The 22,068-nt window shown below is 65.6% G+C and carries 20 protein-coding genes and 1 pseudogene; 11 read left to right on the forward strand and 10 right to left on the reverse strand.

All coding sequences use genetic code 11. The features are described from left to right. Position 1 precedes the first annotated feature (1 nt). The 10 genes and pseudogenes from EVC45_RS47940 to upp all read right to left on the reverse strand — a co-directional run bounded on the left by EVC45_RS47940 (position 2) and on the right by upp (position 10,092). Positions 2-1,108, reverse strand: a pseudogene (locus EVC45_RS47940) (DUF2515 family protein). A 322-nt stretch (positions 1,109-1,430) separates the two neighbouring features. Further along, positions 1,431-2,900: a ribonuclease G gene (gene rng, locus EVC45_RS19015; RefSeq protein WP_129959580.1), complete on the reverse strand. Its 1,470-nt coding sequence runs from the start codon at positions 2,898-2,900 to the stop codon at positions 1,431-1,433. Between the two features lie 9 nt (positions 2,901-2,909). Further along, positions 2,910-3,539, reverse strand: coding sequence for a nucleoside triphosphate pyrophosphatase (locus EVC45_RS19020; RefSeq protein ID WP_129959581.1), 630 nt, complete (start codon positions 3,537-3,539; stop codon positions 2,910-2,912). Positions 3,540-3,759: 220 nt separating this feature from the next. Next, positions 3,760-4,230: a 23S rRNA (pseudouridine(1915)-N(3))-methyltransferase RlmH gene (rlmH, locus tag EVC45_RS19025; protein WP_129959583.1), complete on the reverse strand. Its 471-nt coding sequence runs from the start codon at positions 4,228-4,230 to the stop codon at positions 3,760-3,762. A 35-nt stretch (positions 4,231-4,265) separates the two neighbouring features. Continuing rightward, positions 4,266-4,712, reverse strand: a complete 447-nt coding sequence (gene rsfS, locus EVC45_RS19030; protein WP_129959585.1) for a ribosome silencing factor — start codon at positions 4,710-4,712, stop codon at positions 4,266-4,268. 4 nt (positions 4,713-4,716) lie between these two features. Continuing rightward, positions 4,717-5,472 (reverse strand): nicotinate-nucleotide adenylyltransferase, encoded by a 756-nt coding sequence (locus EVC45_RS19035; RefSeq protein WP_129959587.1) that lies wholly within the window; start codon positions 5,470-5,472, stop codon positions 4,717-4,719. Beyond that, positions 5,469-6,392 carry an oxygen-dependent coproporphyrinogen oxidase gene (gene hemF / locus EVC45_RS19040; protein ID WP_129959589.1) on the reverse strand — a complete coding sequence of 308 codons (924 nt, stop codon included), beginning with the start codon at positions 6,390-6,392 and terminating at the stop codon, positions 5,469-5,471. Before hemF ends, EVC45_RS19035 begins: the two co-directional genes overlap by 4 nt. A gap of 331 nt (positions 6,393-6,723) precedes the next feature. Next, positions 6,724-8,007: a phosphoribosylamine--glycine ligase gene (gene purD, locus EVC45_RS19045; RefSeq protein ID WP_129959591.1), complete on the reverse strand. Its 1,284-nt coding sequence runs from the start codon at positions 8,005-8,007 to the stop codon at positions 6,724-6,726. Between the two features lie 104 nt (positions 8,008-8,111). Then, positions 8,112-8,840 carry a YebC/PmpR family DNA-binding transcriptional regulator gene (locus EVC45_RS19050; RefSeq protein ID WP_129959593.1) on the reverse strand — a complete coding sequence of 243 codons (729 nt, stop codon included), beginning with the start codon at positions 8,838-8,840 and terminating at the stop codon, positions 8,112-8,114. A 601-nt stretch (positions 8,841-9,441) separates the two neighbouring features. After that, a complete protein-coding gene (upp, locus tag EVC45_RS19055; RefSeq protein WP_062126416.1) occupies positions 9,442-10,092 on the reverse strand; it encodes a uracil phosphoribosyltransferase in 651 nt (216 codons plus the stop codon). Positions 10,093-10,308: 216 nt separating this feature from the next. Between upp and EVC45_RS19060 the strand changes: the two genes are divergently transcribed. The 11 genes from EVC45_RS19060 (at position 10,309) to sugE (ending at position 21,899) form a co-directional block, all read left to right on the forward strand. Then, positions 10,309-11,088 carry an SDR family oxidoreductase gene (locus tag EVC45_RS19060; protein WP_129959595.1) on the forward strand — a complete coding sequence of 260 codons (780 nt, stop codon included), beginning with the start codon at positions 10,309-10,311 and terminating at the stop codon, positions 11,086-11,088. A 92-nt stretch (positions 11,089-11,180) separates the two neighbouring features. Next, on the forward strand, positions 11,181-11,570 hold the full coding sequence (locus EVC45_RS19065) for a methylglyoxal synthase (protein WP_129959597.1): 390 nt from the start codon (positions 11,181-11,183) through the stop codon (positions 11,568-11,570). Between the two features lie 46 nt (positions 11,571-11,616). After that, positions 11,617-12,591 (forward strand): quinone oxidoreductase, encoded by a 975-nt coding sequence (locus EVC45_RS19070; RefSeq protein WP_129959721.1) that lies wholly within the window; start codon positions 11,617-11,619, stop codon positions 12,589-12,591. A 185-nt stretch (positions 12,592-12,776) separates the two neighbouring features. Next, positions 12,777-12,887 (forward strand): potassium ABC transporter ATPase, encoded by a 111-nt coding sequence (locus EVC45_RS19075; RefSeq protein ID WP_129959723.1) that lies wholly within the window; start codon positions 12,777-12,779, stop codon positions 12,885-12,887. After that, positions 12,887-12,979, forward strand: coding sequence for a K(+)-transporting ATPase subunit F (gene kdpF / locus EVC45_RS19080; protein WP_013088901.1), 93 nt, complete (start codon positions 12,887-12,889; stop codon positions 12,977-12,979). The genes EVC45_RS19075 and kdpF overlap by 1 nt, the downstream gene beginning before the upstream one ends. Further along, positions 12,976-14,781 carry a potassium-transporting ATPase subunit KdpA gene (kdpA, locus tag EVC45_RS19085; RefSeq protein WP_129959599.1) on the forward strand — a complete coding sequence of 602 codons (1,806 nt, stop codon included), beginning with the start codon at positions 12,976-12,978 and terminating at the stop codon, positions 14,779-14,781. Before kdpF ends, kdpA begins: the two co-directional genes overlap by 4 nt. 87 nt (positions 14,782-14,868) lie before the next feature. After that, entirely contained in the window at positions 14,869-16,980 is a 2,112-nt protein-coding gene (gene kdpB / locus EVC45_RS19090) for a potassium-transporting ATPase subunit KdpB (protein WP_129959601.1), read from the forward strand. A gap of 28 nt (positions 16,981-17,008) precedes the next feature. Beyond that, positions 17,009-17,587: a potassium-transporting ATPase subunit KdpC gene (kdpC, locus tag EVC45_RS19095; protein WP_129959602.1), complete on the forward strand. Its 579-nt coding sequence runs from the start codon at positions 17,009-17,011 to the stop codon at positions 17,585-17,587. A gap of 150 nt (positions 17,588-17,737) precedes the next feature. Beyond that, entirely contained in the window at positions 17,738-20,785 is a 3,048-nt protein-coding gene (locus EVC45_RS19100; RefSeq protein ID WP_248295185.1) for a DUF4118 domain-containing protein, read from the forward strand. Further along, positions 20,778-21,476: a two-component system response regulator KdpE gene (gene kdpE / locus EVC45_RS19105; protein ID WP_129959604.1), complete on the forward strand. Its 699-nt coding sequence runs from the start codon at positions 20,778-20,780 to the stop codon at positions 21,474-21,476. Before EVC45_RS19100 ends, kdpE begins: the two co-directional genes overlap by 8 nt. A gap of 102 nt (positions 21,477-21,578) precedes the next feature. Continuing rightward, positions 21,579-21,899 (forward strand): quaternary ammonium compound efflux SMR transporter SugE, encoded by a 321-nt coding sequence (gene sugE / locus EVC45_RS19110; protein ID WP_129959606.1) that lies wholly within the window; start codon positions 21,579-21,581, stop codon positions 21,897-21,899. The last annotated feature ends 169 nt before the right edge of the window (positions 21,900-22,068 follow it).

A 22,068-nucleotide genomic window follows, 5' to 3' on the forward strand; every position in this document is an offset into this window, starting at 1 on the left:
GTCAAGCCGCAATGTTTCGACTTGCGGCGATAGCGTCACAAGCGTCACATCTCCGAAGTGATCGGCATAGAGGCTCAGAAACTTCGCGGGCGGCGTCACGAAGCCGAATTGAGGATCCTTGAACCGGAAGATTTTCGACAGAGTATTTCTCAATCGGATCGCGCAGCAAATCATCGAAACGCTGTGCTGCTCGCATCACGAACGCCATTCGCTGGTTAGCGTCTGCGAGGTTGGCGAGCGGTTGGTTGCTGAACCGTTCGTTCGTCGCGTTGGCCCCAGTTACCGTGCATGGGTTCGCAAATGCCAGTTGGATCTCGCGTGCCGAACCGGTCGGAATGTGCAACGCCCACGCGAACTGGTTGGCGCGCATCAGTATTTCAAATGCCGGATCGTTGTACATAGCCGGTTGCAGGATATTGATCTGTTCATGGCGAGCAAGCAGGCTTACTCCTTCGGAGATGCTGCCTGCATCAATTGCCCTGAACGCGAGTAATACCTCCGGTTTCTTCTCGGCGAACAGAATGCGATCGCCGATCGGCCAGAGAACCGAGCCGCGTAGCTGCGTCCGCTCATCGAGACACCTCTCGAACCGCTGCAGACCAAACTCCCTGTAGAACATATGAAGCGGCCAAACATCCAGGAAGAGGCAGGTGTTCCCCATCGCCAGCATCTGATGAACCTTGGCAGCGCTTTCGCCCATTGCCTAACCCGGTATCGACATGCGCGGCGACGCGTACGGCGATAGCCGCTCGAGTGGTGAACTGCTTCTGTCCCATTGCTGGTAGTCATTACGTTGCTGGTTCGATTTGCGAATCACGTCAGCCGCGTTGAGCAACCCGCAGCCTACCTGCTTTGAAGCAAACGCCGCTAGCCCGGCCCACTGAAAGCGACGATCATCGAGCCACAGGCCGGCATAGGCGGCATTGATGCGCCGATTGCGCGCAATGGGATCATCTGCTCCGACAGTTGCTTCAGCCTGCCGCTGAAAGTGTTGCCAGCAATCGATACAGTTTTGACGATCGTCGTCGGCCCGCTTTTTCGCGGCGGCTTCCTCTACTTTCCAGTTTGGATAACAGGTTGGACAGCGTCGGTTCGCACATTTCTGCATGACATCTTATTCACGTTGTTGGTATCGATGTGCTGTGCATGTGTGCACGCGTAACCCCGTAGCGTGACGGATGCCCGATTCTAGATATGCGCTACCAGTCTGACGATCGAATGTGTTTCGAAAACCGAAGCAAATGGAATGCCCTTTGGAACGAAAGGCTTTCTGCATCGGAAAGACTGCGGTTGCGTGCCCTCGTGCTGAAACGTTACAGACAGAAAAAAACCGACCCTCACGGGTCGGCTTTCCTTGTCTCGCAGACGGCTGTGCCGTCATAGCCCCGTCATCGTGCCGGGACCAGAAACTCGCCAATGCAGCCAGCTCCTCACATCAGCACGATGTCATACTGCTCCTGACTCAAATTCGACTCCACCTGCAACGACACCGGCTTGCCGATGAAATCGATCAGCATCGCCAGATGCTGCGACTCTTCCTCGAGAAACAGATCGATCACCTGCTGCGAAGCGACCACGCGAAACTCGCGCGGATTGAACTGCCGCGACTCGCGCAGGATCTCGCGCAACACGTCATAGCAAACCGTGCGCGCGGTCTTCACTTGCCCCTTGCCCTGGCAGACCGGGCATGGCTCGCACAGCACATGCGCGAGCGACTCACGCGTACGCTTGCGCGTCATCTCCACGAGACCGAGTTGCGAGAAGCCATTGACGGTCACCCGCGTGCGATCGCGCGACAATGCCTTCTTCAGTTCACCGAGCACCTGGTCGCGATGCTCGACGTTTTCCATATCGATGAAATCGATGATGATCACGCCGCCAAGATTCCTTAGCCGCAGCTGCCGCGCGATCGTGTGCGCGGCTTCGAGGTTGGTCTTGAAGATCGTGTCGTCGAAGTTGCGTGCGCCGACGTAGCCGCCGGTGTTCACGTCGATCGTCGTCATCGCTTCGGTCTGGTCGATCACGAGATAGCCGCCCGACTTCAGGTCCACGCGACGCGACAGCGCACGCTGAATCTCGGCCTCGATGTTGTACAGGTCGAACAGCGGCCGCTCGCCGGTGTAGTGGTGCAGCTTCGACGACACCGCCGGCGTGAACTCGGCCGCGAAGTCGGCGAGCATCTGATGCGTCTCGCGCGAATCGACCTGGATGCGTGACGTTTCATCGTTGACGAAATCGCGCAGCACGCGCTGCGCGAGATTCAGATCCTGGTAGAGCAGGCTGGTGGGCGGCATGCGCTGCCCTTGCGACAGAATCGTCGCCCACGTCTTGCGCAGATACGCGACGTCGGCCGCGAGCTCTTCGCTCGTCGCATCCTCGGCGATCGTGCGCACGATGTAGCCGCCTTTCTCGTCGGTAGGCAACACGGCGGTCAGACGCGCGCGCACGGCCTCGCGTTCGGCCTCGCTTTCGATCTTCTGCGAGATGCCGATGTGCGGCTCCTGCGGCAGATACACGAGCGTGCGCCCGGCGATGCTCACTTGCGTGGACAGCCGCGCGCCCTTCGTGCCGATCGGGTCCTTGACGACCTGAACCATCAGCGTCTGACCTTCGAAGACGATCTTTTCGATCGGCTGATGCGGTGCTTGATGCGGCGCTTCGCCGGCGATGCGCGGATGCCAGATGTCGGCGACATGAAGGAACGCGGCGCGTTCGAGGCCGATGTCGATGAACGCCGATTGCATGCCCGGCAGCACGCGCACGACCTTGCCGAGATAGACATTGCCGACGCGCCCGCGGGACAGCGTTCGTTCGACATGAAGTTCCTGGACGGCGCCCTGTTGAACGAGCGCGACGCGCGTTTCCTGCGGCGTGACATTGATCAGGATTTCTTCATTCATGGTGTTGTTCTAGAAGTCGATGCGCGCTGCACGCAGGAGGGCAGCGGTTTCAAAAAGCGGCAAACCCATGATACCCGAATAGGACCCGTCTATATGCTCGATAAACTCCGCCGCGCGTCCCTGCACGCCATAAGCGCCCGCCTTGCCGAGCGGCTCGCCGCTCGCCGCGTAGCGACGCAGCGCGTCTGCGTGCACTGCAGCAAAACGCACCTTCGAGACCGACAACGCCGCGGGCAGCAGCGCGCCATCGGCATCGATGACGGCGAGCGCGGTCAGCACTTCGTGCGTGCGGCCCGCGAGGCGTGTGAGCATGGCGACCGCATCGTCGGCATCGATTGGCTTGCCGAGAATCGCGTCGTCGATCGTGACGGTGGTGTCGGCGACGAGGATCGGCCGAGCGGCGTGGCCGCCGGCGACGAGCCGCTCGCGCGCCGCATGCGCCTTGGCGATGCACACGCGCTGCACGTAGTCGTGCGCGGTTTCGCCGGGCCGTTCGGCTTCGAGTGCTTCGGCGTCTTCATCGGGGCGCGGCAGCAGCAACTCGAAACGCACGCCGAGCTGTTGCAGCAGCTCCTGACGGCGCGGACTTTGCGAGGCGAGGTAGACGAACGGATGCAGCGAAGCGGAGGGCGTGAGCATGAACGGGTCTCGATCGAGCGGGAAACGGATGGCGTGGGGGCGTGCAGGAGTGGGCAGGGCGATGTCGACCCGGCGACGCGATCGCATCGATGCGATCAATGGATGCGGCGCATCATCGCATGAAGTCGCGGCGATACGTTCACGCGCATCGAGCAGAGCAGCCGCGATGCGCGCTCAGCAGGGAACGGATGCCAGGCGTCGCCGTGCCCGGCTCCAGCACTCACGCGCGATGATACGGATGATTCTGCGTGATGGTCCACGCGCGGTAAAGCTGTTCGGCCAGCAGCACGCGCACCATCGCGTGCGGCAGCGTGAGGCTCGACACGCGCAGCATCATATCGGCCCGTGACTTCAGCTCGGGATCGAGCCCGTCCGCGCCGCCGATCAGAAAGGCGACGTCGCGGCCGTCCTGCTGCCAGCCCGGCAAAGCGCCAGCAAGCTGCATCGTGGTCCAGTCCTTGCCGCGTTCGTCGAGCGCGACGATGCGCGCGTTCTTCGGCAACGCGGCTTCGATCTTCTGCCGCTCGGCGGCCATCACGCTTTCGGCCGAACGGCCCGACGAGCGCTGCTCCGGCTTGATCTCGCGCAGCTCGATGCGCAGCTCGGGCGGCATGCGCTTCGCGTATTCGTCGAAGCCGGTCGCGATCCAGTCCGGCATCTTGTGGCCGACGGCGAGGATATGCAGTTTCATCGCGAGGAAAGAAGCGGTGTGGCTGACACGCCCGCTTACTTGCGGCGCGCCGAGGTCTTGCGCGCGGGCTTTGCGGCCGGCGCTTCCTCTTCTTCCTCGTCGTCGTCGCTGGCGTGCGCGCCGCCGAACGGATTCGGCGTCGACAGCTTGATGCGCACCGGCTTGTCGCCCCAGATTTCCTCGAGGTTGTAGTACTGGCGCAGCGCCGGCTGCAGGATGTGGACGATCGCGTCGCCGCAATCGACCAGCACCCATTCGCCGATGTCCTCGCCCTCGGTGCTGATGATCTCGCCGCCGGCTTCCTTCACGCCTTCGCGCACGCTCGACGCGAGCGCCTTGGTTTGCCGGTTCGAGGTGCCGCTCGCGACGATCACGCGATCGAACAGCGAGGTGAGATGGCTGGTGTTGAACACCTTGATGTCTTGCGCCTTGACGTCTTCGAGAGCGTCGACGATTACGCGCTGCAGTTTGCGAATATCCATGGAGTTACCGGTGGTACAGATGATGTTGAAGAATATAGTCCCACACCGCGGCGGGGACGTGACTCGCGGACTGATCCTGTGTTGCGCTGCCCGCACCCGCGTGGGCGAGCCGCTGGTTGACCTGCTCGCGCAGATGCGCGCGAATGTCGGTGGCCGATACGTTGAACGCGAGGGTCGTGTCGATCAGCAGATGGCCGCAGGGCGTAGCCTGCAGCACCTCGGCGCGGGCACGGCGCGCGGCGATTTCCTTGGCGACCGCGGGGGCGACCGACCCGAGGTCGAAGCCAGGCCGCGTGGCCGCGCCGATATGCGCAAGCTCGAACAGGCGCCGCCAGTCGCGCCATGTGTCGAGATGCACCAGTTGATCCGCGCCGATCAGCAGCGTGATCGATGCGTCGTCGCCTTCGCGCTCGCGCCAGCGTTGCAGCGTGTCGACCGTGTAGGTCGCACCTTCGTGCTCGATTTCGTCGGTCGCGACGCGCACCGTCACGCCGGGAATCGCGAGCGATGCGGCCGCCGCGCGCGTCATCGCGAGGCGATGCTCGGCGGGCGACACGTCGGTCTTCTGCCACGGCTGGCCGGCCGGCAGCAGCACCAGTTCGGTCAGCCGCAGCACGTCGGCGAAGCGCCGCGCGAGCGCGAGATGGCCGTCGTGGATCGGATCGAAAGTGCCGCCCAGCAGACCGATCCGGCGAGGCAGGGCGACAGGATGAGCGTTCGGCTTCAGGTGAGGATCCTTTGTCGTGACCGGGCGCGTCATACCCACTCGCGCGGCACGAGGAAGTCGCTGTACAAACGCGCTTCCGGCGTGCCCGGCTCGGGCTGCCAGTCATAGCGCCAGTTCACCACGGGCGGCATCGACATCAGGATCGATTCGGTGCGTCCGCCGCTCTGCAGTCCAAACAGTGTGCCACGGTCGAAGACCAGATTGAACTCGACGTAGCGGCCGCGCCGGTAGGCCTGGAACGTGCGCTCGGCTTCGCCGTACGGCGTGTCGCGGCGCCGCTCGATGATCGGCATGTACGCTTTCAGAAAACCCTCGCCGACGCTTTTGAGCATCGCGAACGACTCGTCGAAGCCCGGCGCCGAGAAATCGTCGAAGAAAATCCCGCCGATGCCGCGCGGCTCGTTGCGGTGCTTCAGGAAGAAGTACTCGTCGCACCAGCGCTTGAAGCGCGGGTACAGGTCCGCGCCGTACGGCGCGAGCGCGTCGCGGCACACCTGATGGAAATGCCGTGCGTCCTCTTCGTAGCCATAGTAGGGCGTCAGGTCCATGCCACCGCCGAACCAGAACACCGGCTCTTCGCCTTCCTTCGTCGCGATGAGCAGGCGCACGTTCATGTGTACGGTCGGGCAGTGCGGATTGTGCGGGTGCAGCACGAGCGACACCCCCATCGCCTCGAAACCGCGCCCGGCCAGTTGCGGCCGCGCGGCGCTCGCCGAGCCCGGCAGCGCGTCGCCGGCGACGTCGGAGAAGCCGATGCCCGCGCGCTCGAAGAACTGCCCGCCTTCGAGAATCCGCGTGACGCCGCCGCCACGCAGCTTCTCGCCGGGCGCGCGCTGCCACGCGTCGGTCGCGAACGCGGTGCCGTCGAAGGCGCCGAGCGTGTCCGCGATATGCGATTGCAGGCCTTGCAGCCAGCTGCGCACGGCTTGTGCGTCGTAGCTCGAATTGCTCATGAATGCAGGTGCTGAGGGCGGCACGCTCGTCGTGCCGCGGGTTCTTCGAAAGAGGGTGATGGCCGCGTTCGCCTCAGGCTGGCTGGCTGCCTTCGTGTCCGGACCGCTCATTCGGATTGCGTGGGTGCCGAAGGCGAATGTGGGAGGCGGCGTGCCGCTTCGGTCGATTCGCGGGCTCCGGGCCCGTCTGCCGCGCCGAGCGCGAAAGATTCAGTGTAGCGCGCGTCGTACAACGGACCCGCGGACCCGCAATGCGGCGCCTGTGGCCCCGGCAGTGCGCAGCCCGCGGCGCGCGCGGCGCCGTTCGCACGGCGGCCGGCGCAAGCGCCGCTTACTTGCCGTCGTGCTTGCGATTGAGCGCGCGATAGCCGATGTCGCGGCGATACTGCATGCCGTCGAACGCGATCTGGTTGATCGTGCCGTATGCGGCCGATTGCGCGCTGCGCACCGAATCCGCGAGACCGACGACGCACAGCACGCGCCCGCCCGAGGTGGTCAGCTTGCCGTCCGCCAGCGTGGTGCCGGCGTGGAACGTGACCGAATCCGCGGTTTCGGCGGGGATGCCGTTGATGCGGTCGCCCTTCCTCGGCGTGTCCGGATAGTTGTGCGCGGCGAGCACGACGCCGAGCGCGGTGCGGCGGTCCCATTCGAGTTCGACCGTATCCAGCGTGCCGGCGATCGCGTGTTCGACCACCTTCGAATAGTCGCCCTTCAGGCGCGCCATGATCGGCTGCGTTTCGGGGTCGCCCATCCGGCAGTTGAATTCGAGCGTCTTCGGGTTGCCTTGCGCGTCGATCATCAGGCCCGCGTACAGGAAGCCGGTGTAGCGGATACCTTCCTTCTCCATGCCGCGCACGGTCGGCAGGATGATTTCGCGCATCACGCGCGCATGCAGCTGCGGCGTGACGATCGGCGCGGGCGAGTAGGCGCCCATGCCGCCCGTGTTCGGGCCCTGGTCGCCGTCGAGCAGACGCTTGTGATCCTGGCTCGACGCGAGCGCGAGCACGTGCTTGCCGTCGACCATCACGATGAAGCTCGCTTCCTCGCCGGCGAGGAATTCCTCGATCACGACGCGCGCGCCGGCGTCGCCGAGCTTGTTGTCCGACAGCATCATGTCGACCGCGGCGTGCGCTTCTTCCAGCGTTTGCGCGACCACCACGCCCTTGCCGGCGGCGAGGCCGTCGGCCTTGATCACGATCGGCGCGCCCTTGGCGTCCAGATACGCGTGCGCGGCGGCGACGTCGGCGAAGGTTTCGTATTCGGCGGTCGGGATGCCGTGGCGCTTCATGAACGCCTTGGCGAAATCTTTCGAGCTTTCGAGCTGGGCGGCCTCTTTGGTCGGCCCGAAGATCTTCAGACCGCGCGAGCGGAACAGGTTGACGATGCCTGCCGCGAGCGGCGCTTCCGGCCCGACCAGCGTGAACGCGATCTGTTCTTTTTCGACGAAATCCGCGAGCGCGGCCGGCTCGGTGATGTCGATGTTGAGCAGACGCTCATCCTGAGCGGTGCCGCCGTTGCCCGGCGCGACGTAGACGAGCTGGACCCGCGGCGATTGCGCGAGCTTCCATGCGAGCGCATGTTCGCGACCGCCGGAACCGACGACGAGTAACTTCATGTGAATCCCCGAGACTTAAAAACCATAAACGGCCGAGCGGTGTACCCGGCCGTGCAATAAACCATCAACAGCAAGGACAAACGAGGCCAGAGTCCGGCGCGCTATCACTCGCCGGCGATCGACGCGTTTGTATAGACTTCCTGCACGTCGTCCAGATTTTCCAGCGCGTCGAGCAGCTTCTGCATTTTCACGGCGTCGTCGCCGGTGAATTCCACTTCGTTCTGCGGCTTCATCGTGACTTCGGCCAGTTCGGCCTTGAAGCCCGCTGCTTCGAGCGCAGCCTTCACCTTCGAAAAATCGTGCGGCGGACACAGCACTTCGATACTGCCGTCGTCGTTCGTCTGGACGTCGTCGGCACCCGCTTCGAGCGCGGCTTCCATCAGCGCGTCTTCGGCGGTGCCGGGCGCGAACAGGAACTGGCCGACGTGATCGAACATGAACGACACCGAGCCGTCCGTGCCCATGTTGCCGCCGTTCTTCGAGAACGCGTGGCGCACTTCCGCGACCGTGCGCGTGCGGTTGTCGGTCATCGTGTCGACGATCACCGCCGCGCCGCCGATGCCGTAGCCTTCGTAGCGGATTTCTTCGTAGTTCGCGCCGTCCGCGCCGCCGACACCGCGCTGGATCGCGCGGTTGATGTTGTCTTTCGGCATGTTGGCGTCGTACGCCTTGTCGACCGCGAGCCGCAGACGCGGGTTCGAGTCGATTTCGCCGCCGCCCAGACGGGCCGCGACCTGGATTTCCTTGATGAGCCGCGTCCAGACCTTGCCGCGCTTGGCATCGGCCGCTGCTTTCTTATGCTTGATGTTGGCCCATTTCGAATGACCCGCCATACTTTTCTCCGTCGCGCGCGCCAGCGGGGCGCACGCATAGTGCAATTGTCGTTGCAATGTCGGGCGCCTCGCGTGTTGCGCCTCGCCTGTTGTGTGCCGATCCCAAACCGTCAGGTGAAAGGCTGCCGGCCGCTCGTGCTCGTTGCTCGGGTGGGCCCGTCTGGGCGGCCGCCTGTGCCGCCGATCTCGGTCTGGCCGTTCCCGCCCGTCGCTCCATGCTTGCCCGTCGCCAGGCGTTCGTCCCGGTTCATGCATGACCGCTGCCCAGGCGGGGCCGCAGGGCGGCAGCGCGGTGGGGGGCGGACAGCTTGCGCGGCCAGGCGCCGCATGACCTGATGCGAAGGCGCGGGCCGCCAGTCGAAATTGCAGACAGTGGGTGCGAGTGATCGTGCGGGTCGAGCCGCTCGTCGAGCGGATTCGAATTTTATCACGCCGCGTGGGTGCGGCAGAGGGGGCCACGGCGCGAAACCGGCCGCAAATGCAGCGAAATCGAAGCGAAATTGAAATGGATGCGGCGCGGATGCGTCGCCGCGACGGCCGGATGCGGTCCCGGGCGGGGCCGGCTTTGGGCCAGCGGCGCCGCCGGGCCGCCCGCGCCATATCAGTTCTTGGTGCCGAACAGGCGGTCGCCCGCGTCGCCGAGACCCGGCACGATGTACGCATGCTCGTTCAGATGCGAATCGAGCGACGCGACGAACAGCTTGACGTCCGGGTGCGCGTCCTGGAACACCTGCACGCCCTCGGGCGCGGCGACGAGCGCGAGGAACATGATGTTCTCGGCGGCCACGTTGCGGCGCTTGAGCACATCGACGGCGTGCACGGCCGAGTAGCCGGTCGCGACCATCGGATCGCAGAGGATGAACACGCGGTCTTCGAGGTCCGGCAGACGCACCAGGTATTCGACCGGCCGATGGTCCTCCGCGCGATACACGCCGATGTGGCCGACCCGCGCCGACGGCACCAGCTCGAGCAGACCGTCCGACATGCCGACGCCCGCGCGCAGCACCGGCACGATCGCGAGCTTCTTGCCGGCGATCACCGGCGCGTCGATCTCGACGAGCGGGGTGGTGATGCGACGTGTGGTCATCGGCAGGTTGCGGGTGATTTCGTAGCCCATCAGCAGCGTGATTTCGCGCAGCAGTTCGCGGAACGTGCGCGTCGACGTGTCCCGGTCGCGCATGTGCGACAGCTTGTGCTGGATCAGCGGGTGATCGAGGATGAAGAGATTGGGGAAACGGCTGTCCTGGGTCATGGCGGGCTCGCGCGGGGCGGCAAGGTGGATCGGTTCGGCGCGCTCATCCGTCGGTTCGTCCGCCGCCGGAAACCGGGCGGAGGGTCGGAAAAGCGCGCCACCGCGCAAGTTTACCGAAAGAGTGCCGCCCGGCGATACCTGAGATTGCAGCGGCGCCCCACAGTCCGGCACCGATTCTTCTAGAATCTGGGGAAACTTCGCCACGAGGGCATACACATGGATCTGGGAATCGCAGGACGTACCGCGCTCGTTTGCGCGGCCAGCAAGGGTCTGGGACGCGGCTGCGCCGAAGCGCTCGCCGCCGAGGGCGTCAACCTGACGATCGTCGCGCGCACCGCCGAAACGCTCGAAGCAACCGCCGAGGCGATCCGCAAGCAAAGCGGCGTCGAGGTGAAGACCGTCGCATGCGACATCACCACGCCCGAAGGACGCGCCGCCGCGCTCGCCGCCTGCCCGCAGCCGGACATCCTCGTCAACAACGCGGGCGGCCCGCCGCCGGGCGATTTCCGCAATTTCACGCACGAGGACTGGATCCGCGCGCTCGAAGCCAACATGCTGACGCCGATCGAGCTGATCCGTCAGACCATCGACACGATGAGCGCGCGCGGCTTCGGGCGCATCGTCAACATCACGAGCTCCGCGGTGAAAGCGCCGATCGACGTGCTCGGTCTGTCGAACGGCGCGCGCTCCGGGCTGACCGGTTTCGTCGCGGGTCTCGCGCGCAAGGTCGCGCCGACCGGCGTGACGATCAACAACCTGCTGCCGGGCCTGTTCGACACCGACCGCATCGCGGTCACGTTCGAGGCGCAGGCGAAGACCCACAACATTTCGATCGACGAAGCGCGCAAGCAGCGCATGAAGACGATCCCCGCCGGGCGCTTCGGCAATCGCGAAGAATTCGGCCGCGCCTGCGCGTTCCTGTGCAGCACGCACGCGGGCTACATCACCGGGCAGAACTGGCTGATCGACGGCGGCGCCTATCCGGGCACGTACTGAGCACGGGGCACGAAGTACCGATCCGCCGCTCGCAAACGACACGCGTCCCACCACAACAACGATAGTCACAACGGTTTGAGGAGTCTTACGTCATGAGCACCCGCATTGCGCTGATCGCGCACGATCACAAGAAGGACGACATCGTCAAACTGGCCGGCGAATTCGTCGACACGCTCGCGCGCTGCGAGATCGTCGCGACCGGCACGACCGGCGGACGCATCAGCGATGCGCACGGCCTCAAGGTCGAGCGCATGCTGTCGGGCCCGCACGGCGGCGACCTGCAGATCGGCGCGCAGCTTGCCGAAGGGCGCGTCGACATGGTGATCTTCCTGCGCGACCCGATGACGCCGCAGCCGCACGAGCCGGACATCAATGCGCTCGTGCGCGCGTGCGATGTGCACAACATTCCGTGCGCGACGAACATTTCGACCGCGCGCATGGTGCTCGACGCGCTGAGGCTGCGCCTGTCCGGCGACGCGTGAGCACGCGGGTCGCCGCGCCCCTATCCGTACAGAACAAGGAGACATGATGGTCAAGGCAATCCGTTTCGACAAAACCGGCGGCCCCGAAGTCATGAAATGGGTCGACGTCGAGGTGGGCGAGCCCGGCGCGGGCGAGATCCGCATCCGCCAGACGGCGGTCGGCCTCAACTACATCGACGTGTATTTCCGCACCGGTCTGTATCCGTTGCCGCTGCCGGGTGGTCTCGGCATGGAGGCGGCCGGCGAGGTCAGCGCGCTCGGTTCGGGCGTGACCGGTCTGAAGCTCGGCGATCGGGTTGCCTATGTCGCGCGGCCGCCCGGCGCGTATGCGCAGGAGCGCGTGCTGCCGGCCGCGCAGGTCGTGAAGCTGCCCGACGCGATCAGCGACGAGCAGGCCGCGTCGGTGATGCTGCAAGGCTTGACCGCGCAGTATCTGCTGCGCCGCACGTATCGGGTGAAGGCCGGCGACACGATCCTGATTCAGGCCGCGGCGGGCGGTGTCGGTCTGCTGGTGTGCCAGTGGGCGAAGGCGCTCGGCGCGACGGTGATCGGCACGGTCGGCTCCGACGAAAAAGCCGAGATCGCGAAAGCGCACGGCTGCGATCACGCGATCGTCTATACGCGCGAAAACTTCACGAAGCGCGTACGCGAGATCACCAACGGCGCGGGCGTGCCGGTCGTCTACGATTCGATCGGCAAGGACACCTTCGAGAAGTCGCTCGACTGTCTTGCGCCGCTCGGCCTGTTCGTGAGCTTCGGCAACGCGTCGGGTCCGCTGCCGCCGATCGATTCGTCGGAATTCGCGGGACGCGGCTCGCTATTCTTTACGCGCCCGACGCTGTTCACCTATATGGCCAAACGCAGCGACTACGAGGCGATGTCGGCCGAACTGTTCGACGTGCTGAGTTCGGGCAAGGTCAAGACCAGCATCAATCAGCGCTATGCGTTACCGGACGTCGGGCAGGCCCATGCGGACCTCGAAGGGCGCCGCACGACGGGCTCGACGATCCTGCTGCCGTAAAAAATCACAGCGCGGCCCCAGACTGCGCTAACCGCCATCCATCCAGTCAAGGCCGTTTCATCGCGAGATGAAACGGCCTTGTCCGTTTACGCGATTTTTACGCGCGCCCCGTGATCTTTGACCAGCCCTTTAGGCGGATCGGCATACCGTTCTATCTATCCAAAATCCGTAAATGGGGAACAAAAATGGATGTGCTGTATGTCGGGGGCCTGGCGCTGTTTGCCGTGCTGACCTTTGGGCTGATCGGCGGCTGCGAGAAGCTGATGCAGTTCCGTCGCGGACAGGGAGCGCGCTGATGACCTGGATGCTATGGCTGGCCGGCGCGTCCACCGCGCTGCTGTTCGTTTATCTGGTGTATGCGCTGCTGCGCGCGGAGGACATTGAATGAATACGAACGATGTCCTGCAGGCGAGCCTTTTTATCGTCGTGCTACTGGCCGCTGCCGTGCCGGTAGCGAGCTATCTCGGCGCCGTGATGGACGGCAGCTCGCGCGTGGTGCGCTTCGGCGCGCCGCTCGAACGGCTGCTGTACCGTATCGCCGGCGTCGATCCATCGCAGGAAATGGGCTGGAAGCACTACGCGATCGCCACGGTCGCGTTCAACGTGTTCGGCATGACATTCCTGTATGTGCTGCTGCGTGTGCAAGGGTGGCTGCCGGGCAATCCGCAGCAGTTCGGCGCGATGTCGGTCGACAGCGCGTTCAACACCGCGGTCAGCTTCGTGACCAACACGAACTGGCAGGACTACACGCCCGAGCAAACGGTCAGCTATCTGACGCAGATGCTCGGCCTGACCGTGCAGAACTTCTTTTCGGCGGCAACCGGCATCGTCGTCGTGATCGCGCTGATCCGCGGCTTCGCGCGTCATACCGCGCAGACGATCGGCAACTTCTGGGTCGACATCACGCGCGTGACGATGTACGTGCTGATTCCGATGTCGATGATCATCGCCGCGCTGCTGATGAGCCAGGGCGTGATCCAGAACTTCAAGGCCTATCAGGACGTGCCGACGCTGCAGACCACCACCTACGCCGCGCCGAAACTCGACGCGCAAGGCAATCCGGTGAAGGACGCGAAGGGCAATCCGGTGACGGTCGATACGCCCGTGAAGACGCAGACCATCGCAATGGGCCCGGTCGCATCGCAGGAAGCGATCAAGATGCTCGGCACCAACGGCGGCGGCTTCTTCAACGGCAACTCCGCCCATCCGTACGAAAACCCGACGCCGTTCTCGAACTTCGTGCAGATCTTCTCGATCCTGATCATCCCGGCGGCGCTCGCGCTCGTGTTCGGCCGCGTGATCGGCGACCGCCGGCAAGGCGTGGCCGTGCTCGCGGCGATGACGATCGCGTTCGGTGTCTGCGTGTTCGGCGAGATCAGCGCCGAGCAAAGCGGCAACCCCGCGTTCACGGCGCTCAACGTCGATCAGTCGGCCAACGCGCTGCAGGCGGGCGGCAATGCCGAAGGCAAGGAAACGCGCTTCGGTATCGCGCAGTCGGGCATCTTCACGGTCGCGACCACGGCGGCTTCGTGCGGCGCAGTCGCCAACACGCACGATTCGCTGACGCCGATCGGCGGCCTGTACCCGATGCTGCTGATGCAACTCGGCGAAGTGATCTTCGGCGGCGTCGGTTCCGGCATGTACGGGATGCTGGTGTTCGCTTTGCTCGCGGTGTTCGTCGCGGGACTGATGATCGGGCGGACTCCTGAATATGTCGGCAAGAAGATCGAGGCCTACGAGATGAAGATGGTGTCGATCGTGGTGCTGCTCACGCCGCTGCTCGTGCTGGTGGGCACCTCGATCGCGGTGCTCACGGATGCGGGCAAGGCCGGCATCGCGAACCCGGGCGCGCATGGCTTCTCCGAGATTCTCTACGCGTTCAGCTCGGCCGCGAACAACAACGGCAGCGCGTTCGCGGGGCTCTCGGTGAATACGCCGTTCTACAACTGGCTCACCGCGATCGCGATGTGGTTCGGTCGCTTCGGCACGATCGTGCCGGTGCTCGCGATCGCGGGCTCGCTCGCCGCGAAGAAACGTATCGGCGTCACCGGCGGCACGCTGCCGACGCACGGACCGCTGTTCGTCGTGCTGCTGCTCGGCACGGTGCTGCTGGTCGGCGCGCTGACCTATGTCCCGGCGCTCGCGCTCGGTCCCGGCGTCGAGCATCTGATGATGATCGGCGTGCATTGACGCGCGACCTCGATCAACGACACCAACGACCGAACCGGCGCTTGCACGCGGCAAGCCTGCAAGCGCACAAGGATATTCGAGGATTCAATGACTGAACATAACGCTACGAGGTCCATGTTCGACCCGGCGCTGCTGCGCCCGGCGATCGTGGACTCCTTTAAAAAGCTGACGCCGCGCACGCAGTTTCGCAACCCGGTGATGTTCTGCGTGTACGTCGGCAGCATTCTGACCACCATTCTGTGGATCGCCGCGCTCGGCGGTCAGGCGGAGGCGCCCGCGGGCTTCATTCTCGCGGTCACGCTGTGGCTGTGGTTCACGGTGCTGTTCGCGAACTTCGCGGAGGCGCTCGCCGAAGGCCGCTCGAAAGCGCAAGCCGCGTCGCTGCGCAGCGCGAAGAAAGACGTGATGGCCAAGAAGCTCAACGAGCCGCATCCGAAGTCGCCGATCCGCATCACGACCGCGACCGATCTGCGCAAAGGCGACGTCGTGCTGGTCGAGACCGGCGACGTGATTCCGGCCGACGGCGAAGTGATCGACGGCGTCGCGTCGGTCGACGAATCGGCGATCACCGGTGAATCGGCGCCGGTGATCCGCGAGTCGGGCGGCGACTTTTCGTCGGTGACGGGCGGCACGCGCGTGCTGTCGGACTGGATCGTCGTGCGTGTTACGGCGAACCCGGGCGAGGCGTTCCTCGACCGCATGATTGCGATGGTCGAAGGCGCGAAGCGTCAGAAGACGCCGAACGAAATCGCGCTGACCATCCTGCTCGTCGCGCTGACCATCGTGATGCTGCTCGCCACCGCGACGCTGCTGCCGTTCTCGATCTTCTCGGTCGAAGCCGCGAAAGCGGGCCACGTGGTGACGATCACGGCGCTTGCCGCGCTGCTCGTGTGCCTGATCCCGACCACGATCGGCGGTTTGCTGTCGGCGATCGGCGTGGCCGGCATGAGCCGCATGATGCAGGCGAACGTGATCGCGACCTCGGGCCGCGCGGTCGAAGCGGCCGGCGACGTCGACGTGCTGCTGCTCGACAAGACCGGCACGATCACGCTCGGCAACCGCCAGGCGTCGCAGTTCATTCCCGCGCCGGGTCTGAGCGAAGAAGCGCTCGCCGATGCCGCGCAGCTGTCGTCGCTCGCCGACGAAACGCCGGAAGGCCGCAGCATCGTCGTGCTCGCGAAGCAGCGCTTCAATATCCGTCAGCGCGATATGGGCTCGTTGCACGCGGTGTTTCTCGCGTTCACCGCGCAGACCCGCATGAGCGGCGTCGATCTGTCTCCCCCGGGCACTCCCGCCGGCACGCATGGCCGTGAAATCCGCAAGGGCGCGGCCGATGCGGTCAAGCACTACGTCGAAGCGAACGGCGGCCGTTTCCCGACCGACGTCAGCAATGCGGTCGCCGATGTCGCGCGCCGCGGCAGCACGCCGCTCGTGGTCGCCGAGAAGGGCGAGCAGGGCGCGCGCGTGCTCGGCGTGATCGAGTTGAAGGACGTCGTGAAGGGCGGCATCAAGGAGCGCTTCGCCGAGTTGCGCAAGATGGGCATCAAGACCGTGATGGTGACGGGCGACAACCGCCTGACCGCCGCGGCGATCGCGGCCGAAGCGGGCGTCGACGACTTCCTCGCCGAAGCGACGCCCGAAACGAAGCTCGCGACGATCCGCGCGCATCAGGCCGAAGGGCGTCTGGTCGCGATGACCGGCGACGGCACCAACGACGCGCCCGCGCTCGCGCAGGCCGACGTCGCGGTCGCGATGAACACCGGCACGCAGGCGGCGAAAGAGGCCGGCAACATGGTCGACCTCGATTCGAATCCGACCAAGCTGATCGAGATCGTCGAGATCGGCAAACAGATGCTGATGACGCGCGGCTCGCTGACCACGTTCTCGATCGCCAACGACGTCGCCAAGTACTTCGCGATCATCCCGGCAGCGTTCGCGTCGACGTATCCGGCGTTGAATGCGCTGAACGTGATGCATCTGGCGACGCCGACCTCGGCAATCATGTCGGCGGTGATCTTCAACGCGCTGATCATCGTGCTGCTGATTCCGCTCGCGCTGAAGGGCGTGCGCTATCGCGCGCTAGGCGCCGCGATCCTGCTGCGCCGCAATCTGCTGATCTACGGCCTCGGCGGGATCATCGTGCCGTTCATCGGCATCAAGCTGATCGATATGGTGCTGGCCGCGTTCGGCTGGGTTTGAGATTGAGGAAAAGGGAAAGAGACCCATCATGAAAAATCTGTTCCGTCCGCTGATCGTGATCTTCGCGGTGCTGACCGCGCTCACCGGACTCGCTTATCCCGCCGTGATGACCGCGTTCGGCCAGGCGGCGTTCCATGAACAGGCCAACGGCAGCCTGATCGAGCAGAACGGCAAGGTGGTCGGCTCGGCGCTGATCGGCCAGCAGTTCGACGCGCCCCAGTATTTCTGGGGCCGGCTGTCGGCGACGAGCCCGATGCCGTACAACCCGCAGAGCTCCGGCGGTTCGAACCTCGGGCCGAACAACCCGGCGCTGCTCGACGAGATCAAGGGCCGTCTCGACGCGCTGAAGGCCGCGGGCACCGACATGTCGAAGCCGGTGCCGGTCGATCTCGTCACGTCGTCGGGCAGCGGGCTCGATCCGGAGATCAGTCCGGCGGCCGCCGAGTACCAGCTCGCGCGGGTCGCGCAGGCGCGCCACCTCGCGCCGAGCGATGTGCAGGCGCTCGTCGAGCGCTACACGACGGGCCGCCAGTTCGGCGTGTTCGGCGAGCCGCGCGTGAATGTGCTGAAGCTCAATCTGGCGCTCGATGAAATGAAGCGCGGTTGACACTGAACGCCACGGCAAAGCTCCGGCCGCGCTCGCGGCTCATCGACGAACAGCGGCGTCCGCGTGGCGCCGCGCCGTCATTTGCGGAGCGGCACGGGCCGTGCCACCATGCAGGCACCGCCGCTCGCACGACCATGACAATCACTGAGCATGAACCGCCCCGATCCTGACGAACTGCTCGACAAACTGCAGCGCGACGAAGAGAAACGCCAGCGCGGCCGGCTGAAAATCTTCTTCGGCGCGTCGGCCGGCGTCGGCAAGACCTATGCGATGCTGCAGGCCGCGCGCCGCCGCATGGAAGAAGGTGTCGACGTGCTGGTCGGCATCGCCGAAACGCACGGGCGCAGCGAAACCGCCGCGCTGCTCGCGGGGCTCGACGTGCTGCCGCTCGCGCAGATTGAGTATCGCGGCCGCAAGCTCGGCGAGTTCGATCTCGACGCCGCGCTCGCGCGCAAGCCGCAGCTGATCCTCGTCGACGAACTCGCGCATTCGAACGTGCAGGGCGCCCGTCATCTGAAGCGTTGGCAGGACGTCTACGAACTGCTCGACGCGGGCATCGGCGTCTACACGACCGTCAACGTGCAGCACCTGGAGAGCCTGAACGACGTGGTCGGCCAGATCACCGGCATCCGCGTGTGGGAGACCGTGCCCGATCGCGTGTTCGATCATGCCGACGAAGTCACGCTCGTCGATCTGCCGGCCGAGGAACTGCTCGACCGCATGCGCGACGGCAAGGTGTACATGGCGCAGCAGGCCGAGCGCGCGGTGCGTAACTTCTTTCGCAAGGGCAACCTGATCGCGCTGCGTGAGCTGGCGCTGCGCCGCACCGCCGATCGCGTCGACGCGCAGATGCGCGAGTACCGCGCCGATCGTTCGATCCAGCGCATCTGGCAGGCGCGCGAGCGGCTGCTGGTGTGCGTCGGTCCGGGTCCCGAAGCGCCGGCGCTGGTGCGCTCGGCGGCGCGCCTCGCCGCGAGCCTGAAGGCCGACTGGCTGGCGGTTTATGTCGAAACGCCGGCGTTGCAGCGCCTGCCCGACGCACGACGCGAACGCACGCTGAACGCGTTGAAGCTCGCCGCCGAACTCGGCGCCGAGACCGCAACGCTCGCCGCCGCCGATGCGCTCGATGCATTGATCGGTTACGCGCAGGCGCGCAACGTATCGAAGCTGGTGGCGGGCGCATCGTCGCGCGCGGGCGTCAGGCGCTGGTTGCGCCGGCCGCTTGGCGAGCGCATCGCGGAGAAAAGCGGCGATCTCGATCTCACGCTGATTCGCGTCGCGTCGGAGCGCGACGGCGGCGAGCAGCGGCGGCTGTTGAACACGACCGCGAACGCGTGGCGCGAGGCGTTGAGCGCGGCGCGCGAGCGTCGTTCGCCGCCGCGCGCGTACGCGTTCGCGCTCGCGATCGGCGCGGCGATCACGCTGCTGTCGAGCCAGCTGATCGACCGCATCGATCTGACCAACCTCGTGATGCTGTATCTGCTCGGCGTGATCTTCACCGCGGTGAAGCTCGGGCGCGGGCCGGGTGTCGTGCTGTCGTTCGCGAGCGTCGCCGCGTTCGATTTTTTCTTCGTGCCGCCGCGCATGTCACTGTCGGTCTCCGATACGCAGTACCTGCTGACGTTCTTCGGCATGCTGCTGACGTCGCTCGTGATCAGCCATCTGACGTCGAGCCTGCGCCACGAGGCGAGCGTCGCGCAACGCCGCGAACAACGCACCGGCGCGATGTACGAGATGGCGCGCGAGCTTGCCGCGGCGCTCGCGACCGAGCAGATCGTCGGCATCGGCAGTCGGCACGTGAGCGAGGTGTTCGGCGCGCGCGTCGCGATTCTGCTGCCCGACAGCGTCGATCAGGTCAAACAGAAGATCGAGGACCCCGACGCGGCGATCACGCTCGAGGGCGACGCGCTCGATCTCGACGTCGGCCAGTGGGTCTACGATCAGCAGAAGCCGGCCGGCCACGGCACCGACACGCTGCCGGCCGCCGCGGCGCTGTATCTACCGCTGAAGGCGCCGATGCGCACGCGCGGCGTGCTCGCGGTGGTCGTGCGTGACGAGCGCGAGCTGACCGTGCCCGAACAGCGGCGCATGCTCGATGCGTTCGCCGCGCAGATCGCGCTCGCGCTCGAACGCGTGCATTACGTCGATATCGCGCGCGATGCGCTCGTCAACATGGAGTCGGAGCGGCTGCGCAATTCGCTGCTGTCGGCGATTTCGCACGATCTGCGCACGCCGCTGACGACGATCGTCGGGTTTTCGTCGATGCTCGCGCAGGGGCGGCAGAGGGCGCGGGTGGAGGGCGAGACCCTGGCGCCGCCCGCCGCACGAAGCGAAGCGGCGTCGAACCTGCAACCCGACGCGCAATCCAGCGCGCACCGCGACGACGAACTCGTCGACGCAATCCACGAAGAAGCGCTGCGCATGACCGGCATCGTCACGAACCTGCTCGACATGGCGCGCCTGCAGGCCGGCAGCCTGCAACTGAACCAGCAATGGACGCTGCTCGAGGAGACCGTCGGCGCCGCGCTGCGCGCGTGCAAGCGCGTGCTCGCCGAGCGTCCGGTGCAGGTCACGCTGCCCGCCGATCTGCCGCTGTTGCATCTCGACGCGGTGCTGATGGAGCGGCTGTTCTCGAACCTGTTCGAGAACGCGGCCAAATACACGGCGTCCGGCACGCCGCTCGCGATCGGCGCGCAGCAGATCGACGCGGACGGCGCGCCGTTCGTGCGCATCACGATCGACGACAACGGCCCCGGCCTGCCCGCCGGCATGGAAGCGCGCGTGTTCGAGAAGTTCACGCGCGGCGAGAAGGAGTCGGCGAAACCGGGCATTGGCCTTGGGCTCGCGATCTGCCGCGCGATCGTCGAGGCACACGGCGGTACAATCGGCGCGCTCAACCGGATCGGCGCGAATGGCCATGTCGAGGGCGCGCGCTTCTGGTTCACGTTGCCGGTCAAGACGCCGCCCGAGGCGCCCGATACGCTCGATACGCTCGATACGCTCGAAGACGAAGGTGCGGTCGAGGCGCAGCCGCATCCGGGCGGGGAGCCGTCGCAGCAAGTCGAGCCGTCGCGAGTTGCCGAGCCAGTCGAGCCCGGCACTGCGCAACCCGAAGCGCATACCGCCATCCAGTCCGGCAGCGCCGCAACCGGCGCCACCGCCGACCTCAACCCGCTCACCCGACCCACCCATGAGTGACCTGAGCATCACCGTCGTTCTGATCGAAGACGAGAAGCAGATTCGCCGCTTCGTGCGCACGGCGCTCGAAGGCGAGGGCATCGCCGTGTACGACGCCGAGACCGGCAAGCAGGGGCTCGTCGAAGCGGCGACGCGCAAGCCCGATCTCGTGATCGTCGATCTGGGCCTGCCCGACACCGACGGCCTCGACGTGATCCGCGAGCTGCGCGGCTGGAGCGAGCTGCCGGTGATCGTGCTGTCGGCGCGCACCCAGGAAAGCGAAAAGGTCGCCGCGCTCGACGCCGGCGCCGACGACTACCTGACCAAGCCGTTCGGCGTGTCCGAGTTGCTCGCGCGGATCCGCGCGCATCTGCGGCGGCGCAATCACGGCGGCGCGAACGAATCGCCGCAGGTGCGCTTCGGCGCGGTCACCGTCGACCTCGCGCTGCGCCAGGTCACGCGCGACGGCGCCGCGATCCATCTGACGCCGATCGAATACCGGCTGCTGGCGACGCTCGTGCGCCACGCCGGCCGCGTGCTCACGCATCGGCAGTTGCTGCGCGACGTGTGGGGGCCGTCGCATGTCGAGAGCCACCACTATTTGCGGATCTACATGGCGCATCTGCGCGGCAAGCTCGAACGCGATCCGGCGCAGCCCGAGCACATCGTCACGGAGACGGGCGTCGGGTACCGGCTGGTGGGGGCGGTGTGAGCGCGTCCGCGATGCCGCTCCGCTATAATCTCCCGACGTAAGGACGACCTTACGCGTGCATCAATCATCGGGGACGGCCCCATTTTTCATGGAGCTGTTTCGATGTCCTGGTTTCTTCTATTGATTGCCGGTTTGCTCGAAGTCGCGTGGGCGGCCGGTCTCAAAACTTCCGAAAGTTTCACCCGCTTCTGGCCGTCCGTCTTCACGGTCGTGACCGCGCTCGGCAGCTTCGTGCTGCTCGCGCTCGCGATGCGCCAGTTGCCGCTCGGCACGGCCTATGCCGTCTGGACAGGGATCGGCGCGGTCGGTGCGTTCATCTTCGGTGTCGTGATGATGGGCGAAGCGTTGACGGTCGCGCGCGTCGCCAGCGCGTCGCTGATCGTGATCGGTCTGGTCGGGCTGAAACTGTCGTCGGGGCATTGACCCCGCGGCCCGGGCCGCTCAGGTAGCGACGGCCTTTGCCGGAAAGCCACAGCGAGGCTTCGCCGCTCTACGTTCTGCGAATTGACGTAGCTATAATGAGACAGAAACGACCTTGAGATTGCCCCCGGCCAGGCTGGCGCGGCCTGGTTGGCCGGCCTGGCGAGCCTGA

The sequence above is a fragment of the Paraburkholderia sp. UYCP14C genome (genome assembly GCF_004197395.1).
Taxonomy (GTDB): domain Bacteria; phylum Pseudomonadota; class Gammaproteobacteria; order Burkholderiales; family Burkholderiaceae; genus Paraburkholderia.

What these genes read in the sequence shown, in the direction of transcription:
- rng (WP_129959580.1), bottom strand. Translation starts at nt 2,900, where the DNA reads ATGAATGAAGAAATCCTGATCAATGTCACGCCGCAGGAAACGCGCGTC.
- EVC45_RS19020 (WP_129959581.1), bottom strand. Translation starts at nt 3,539, where the DNA reads ATGCTCACGCCCTCCGCTTCGCTGCATCCGTTCGTCTACCTCGCCTCG.
- rlmH (WP_129959583.1), bottom strand. Translation starts at nt 4,230, where the DNA reads ATGAAACTGCATATCCTCGCCGTCGGCCACAAGATGCCGGACTGGATC.
- rsfS (WP_129959585.1), bottom strand. Translation starts at nt 4,712, where the DNA reads ATGGATATTCGCAAACTGCAGCGCGTAATCGTCGACGCTCTCGAAGAC.
- EVC45_RS19035 (WP_129959587.1), bottom strand. Translation starts at nt 5,472, where the DNA reads ATGACGCGCCCGGTCACGACAAAGGATCCTCACCTGAAGCCGAACGCT.
- hemF (WP_129959589.1), bottom strand. Translation starts at nt 6,392, where the DNA reads ATGAGCAATTCGAGCTACGACGCACAAGCCGTGCGCAGCTGGCTGCAA.
- purD (WP_129959591.1), bottom strand. Translation starts at nt 8,007, where the DNA reads ATGAAGTTACTCGTCGTCGGTTCCGGCGGTCGCGAACATGCGCTCGCA.
- EVC45_RS19050 (WP_129959593.1), bottom strand. Translation starts at nt 8,840, where the DNA reads ATGGCGGGTCATTCGAAATGGGCCAACATCAAGCATAAGAAAGCAGCG.
- upp (WP_062126416.1), bottom strand. Translation starts at nt 10,092, where the DNA reads ATGACCCAGGACAGCCGTTTCCCCAATCTCTTCATCCTCGATCACCCG.
- EVC45_RS19060 (WP_129959595.1), top strand. Translation starts at nt 10,309, where the DNA reads ATGGATCTGGGAATCGCAGGACGTACCGCGCTCGTTTGCGCGGCCAGC.
- EVC45_RS19065 (WP_129959597.1), top strand. Translation starts at nt 11,181, where the DNA reads ATGAGCACCCGCATTGCGCTGATCGCGCACGATCACAAGAAGGACGAC.
- EVC45_RS19070 (WP_129959721.1), top strand. Translation starts at nt 11,617, where the DNA reads ATGGTCAAGGCAATCCGTTTCGACAAAACCGGCGGCCCCGAAGTCATG.
- EVC45_RS19075 (WP_129959723.1), top strand. Translation starts at nt 12,777, where the DNA reads ATGGATGTGCTGTATGTCGGGGGCCTGGCGCTGTTTGCCGTGCTGACC.
- kdpF (WP_013088901.1), top strand. Translation starts at nt 12,887, where the DNA reads ATGACCTGGATGCTATGGCTGGCCGGCGCGTCCACCGCGCTGCTGTTC.
- kdpA (WP_129959599.1), top strand. Translation starts at nt 12,976, where the DNA reads ATGAATACGAACGATGTCCTGCAGGCGAGCCTTTTTATCGTCGTGCTA.
- kdpB (WP_129959601.1), top strand. Translation starts at nt 14,869, where the DNA reads ATGACTGAACATAACGCTACGAGGTCCATGTTCGACCCGGCGCTGCTG.
- kdpC (WP_129959602.1), top strand. Translation starts at nt 17,009, where the DNA reads ATGAAAAATCTGTTCCGTCCGCTGATCGTGATCTTCGCGGTGCTGACC.
- EVC45_RS19100 (WP_248295185.1), top strand. Translation starts at nt 17,738, where the DNA reads ATGAACCGCCCCGATCCTGACGAACTGCTCGACAAACTGCAGCGCGAC.
- kdpE (WP_129959604.1), top strand. Translation starts at nt 20,778, where the DNA reads ATGAGTGACCTGAGCATCACCGTCGTTCTGATCGAAGACGAGAAGCAG.
- sugE (WP_129959606.1), top strand. Translation starts at nt 21,579, where the DNA reads ATGTCCTGGTTTCTTCTATTGATTGCCGGTTTGCTCGAAGTCGCGTGG.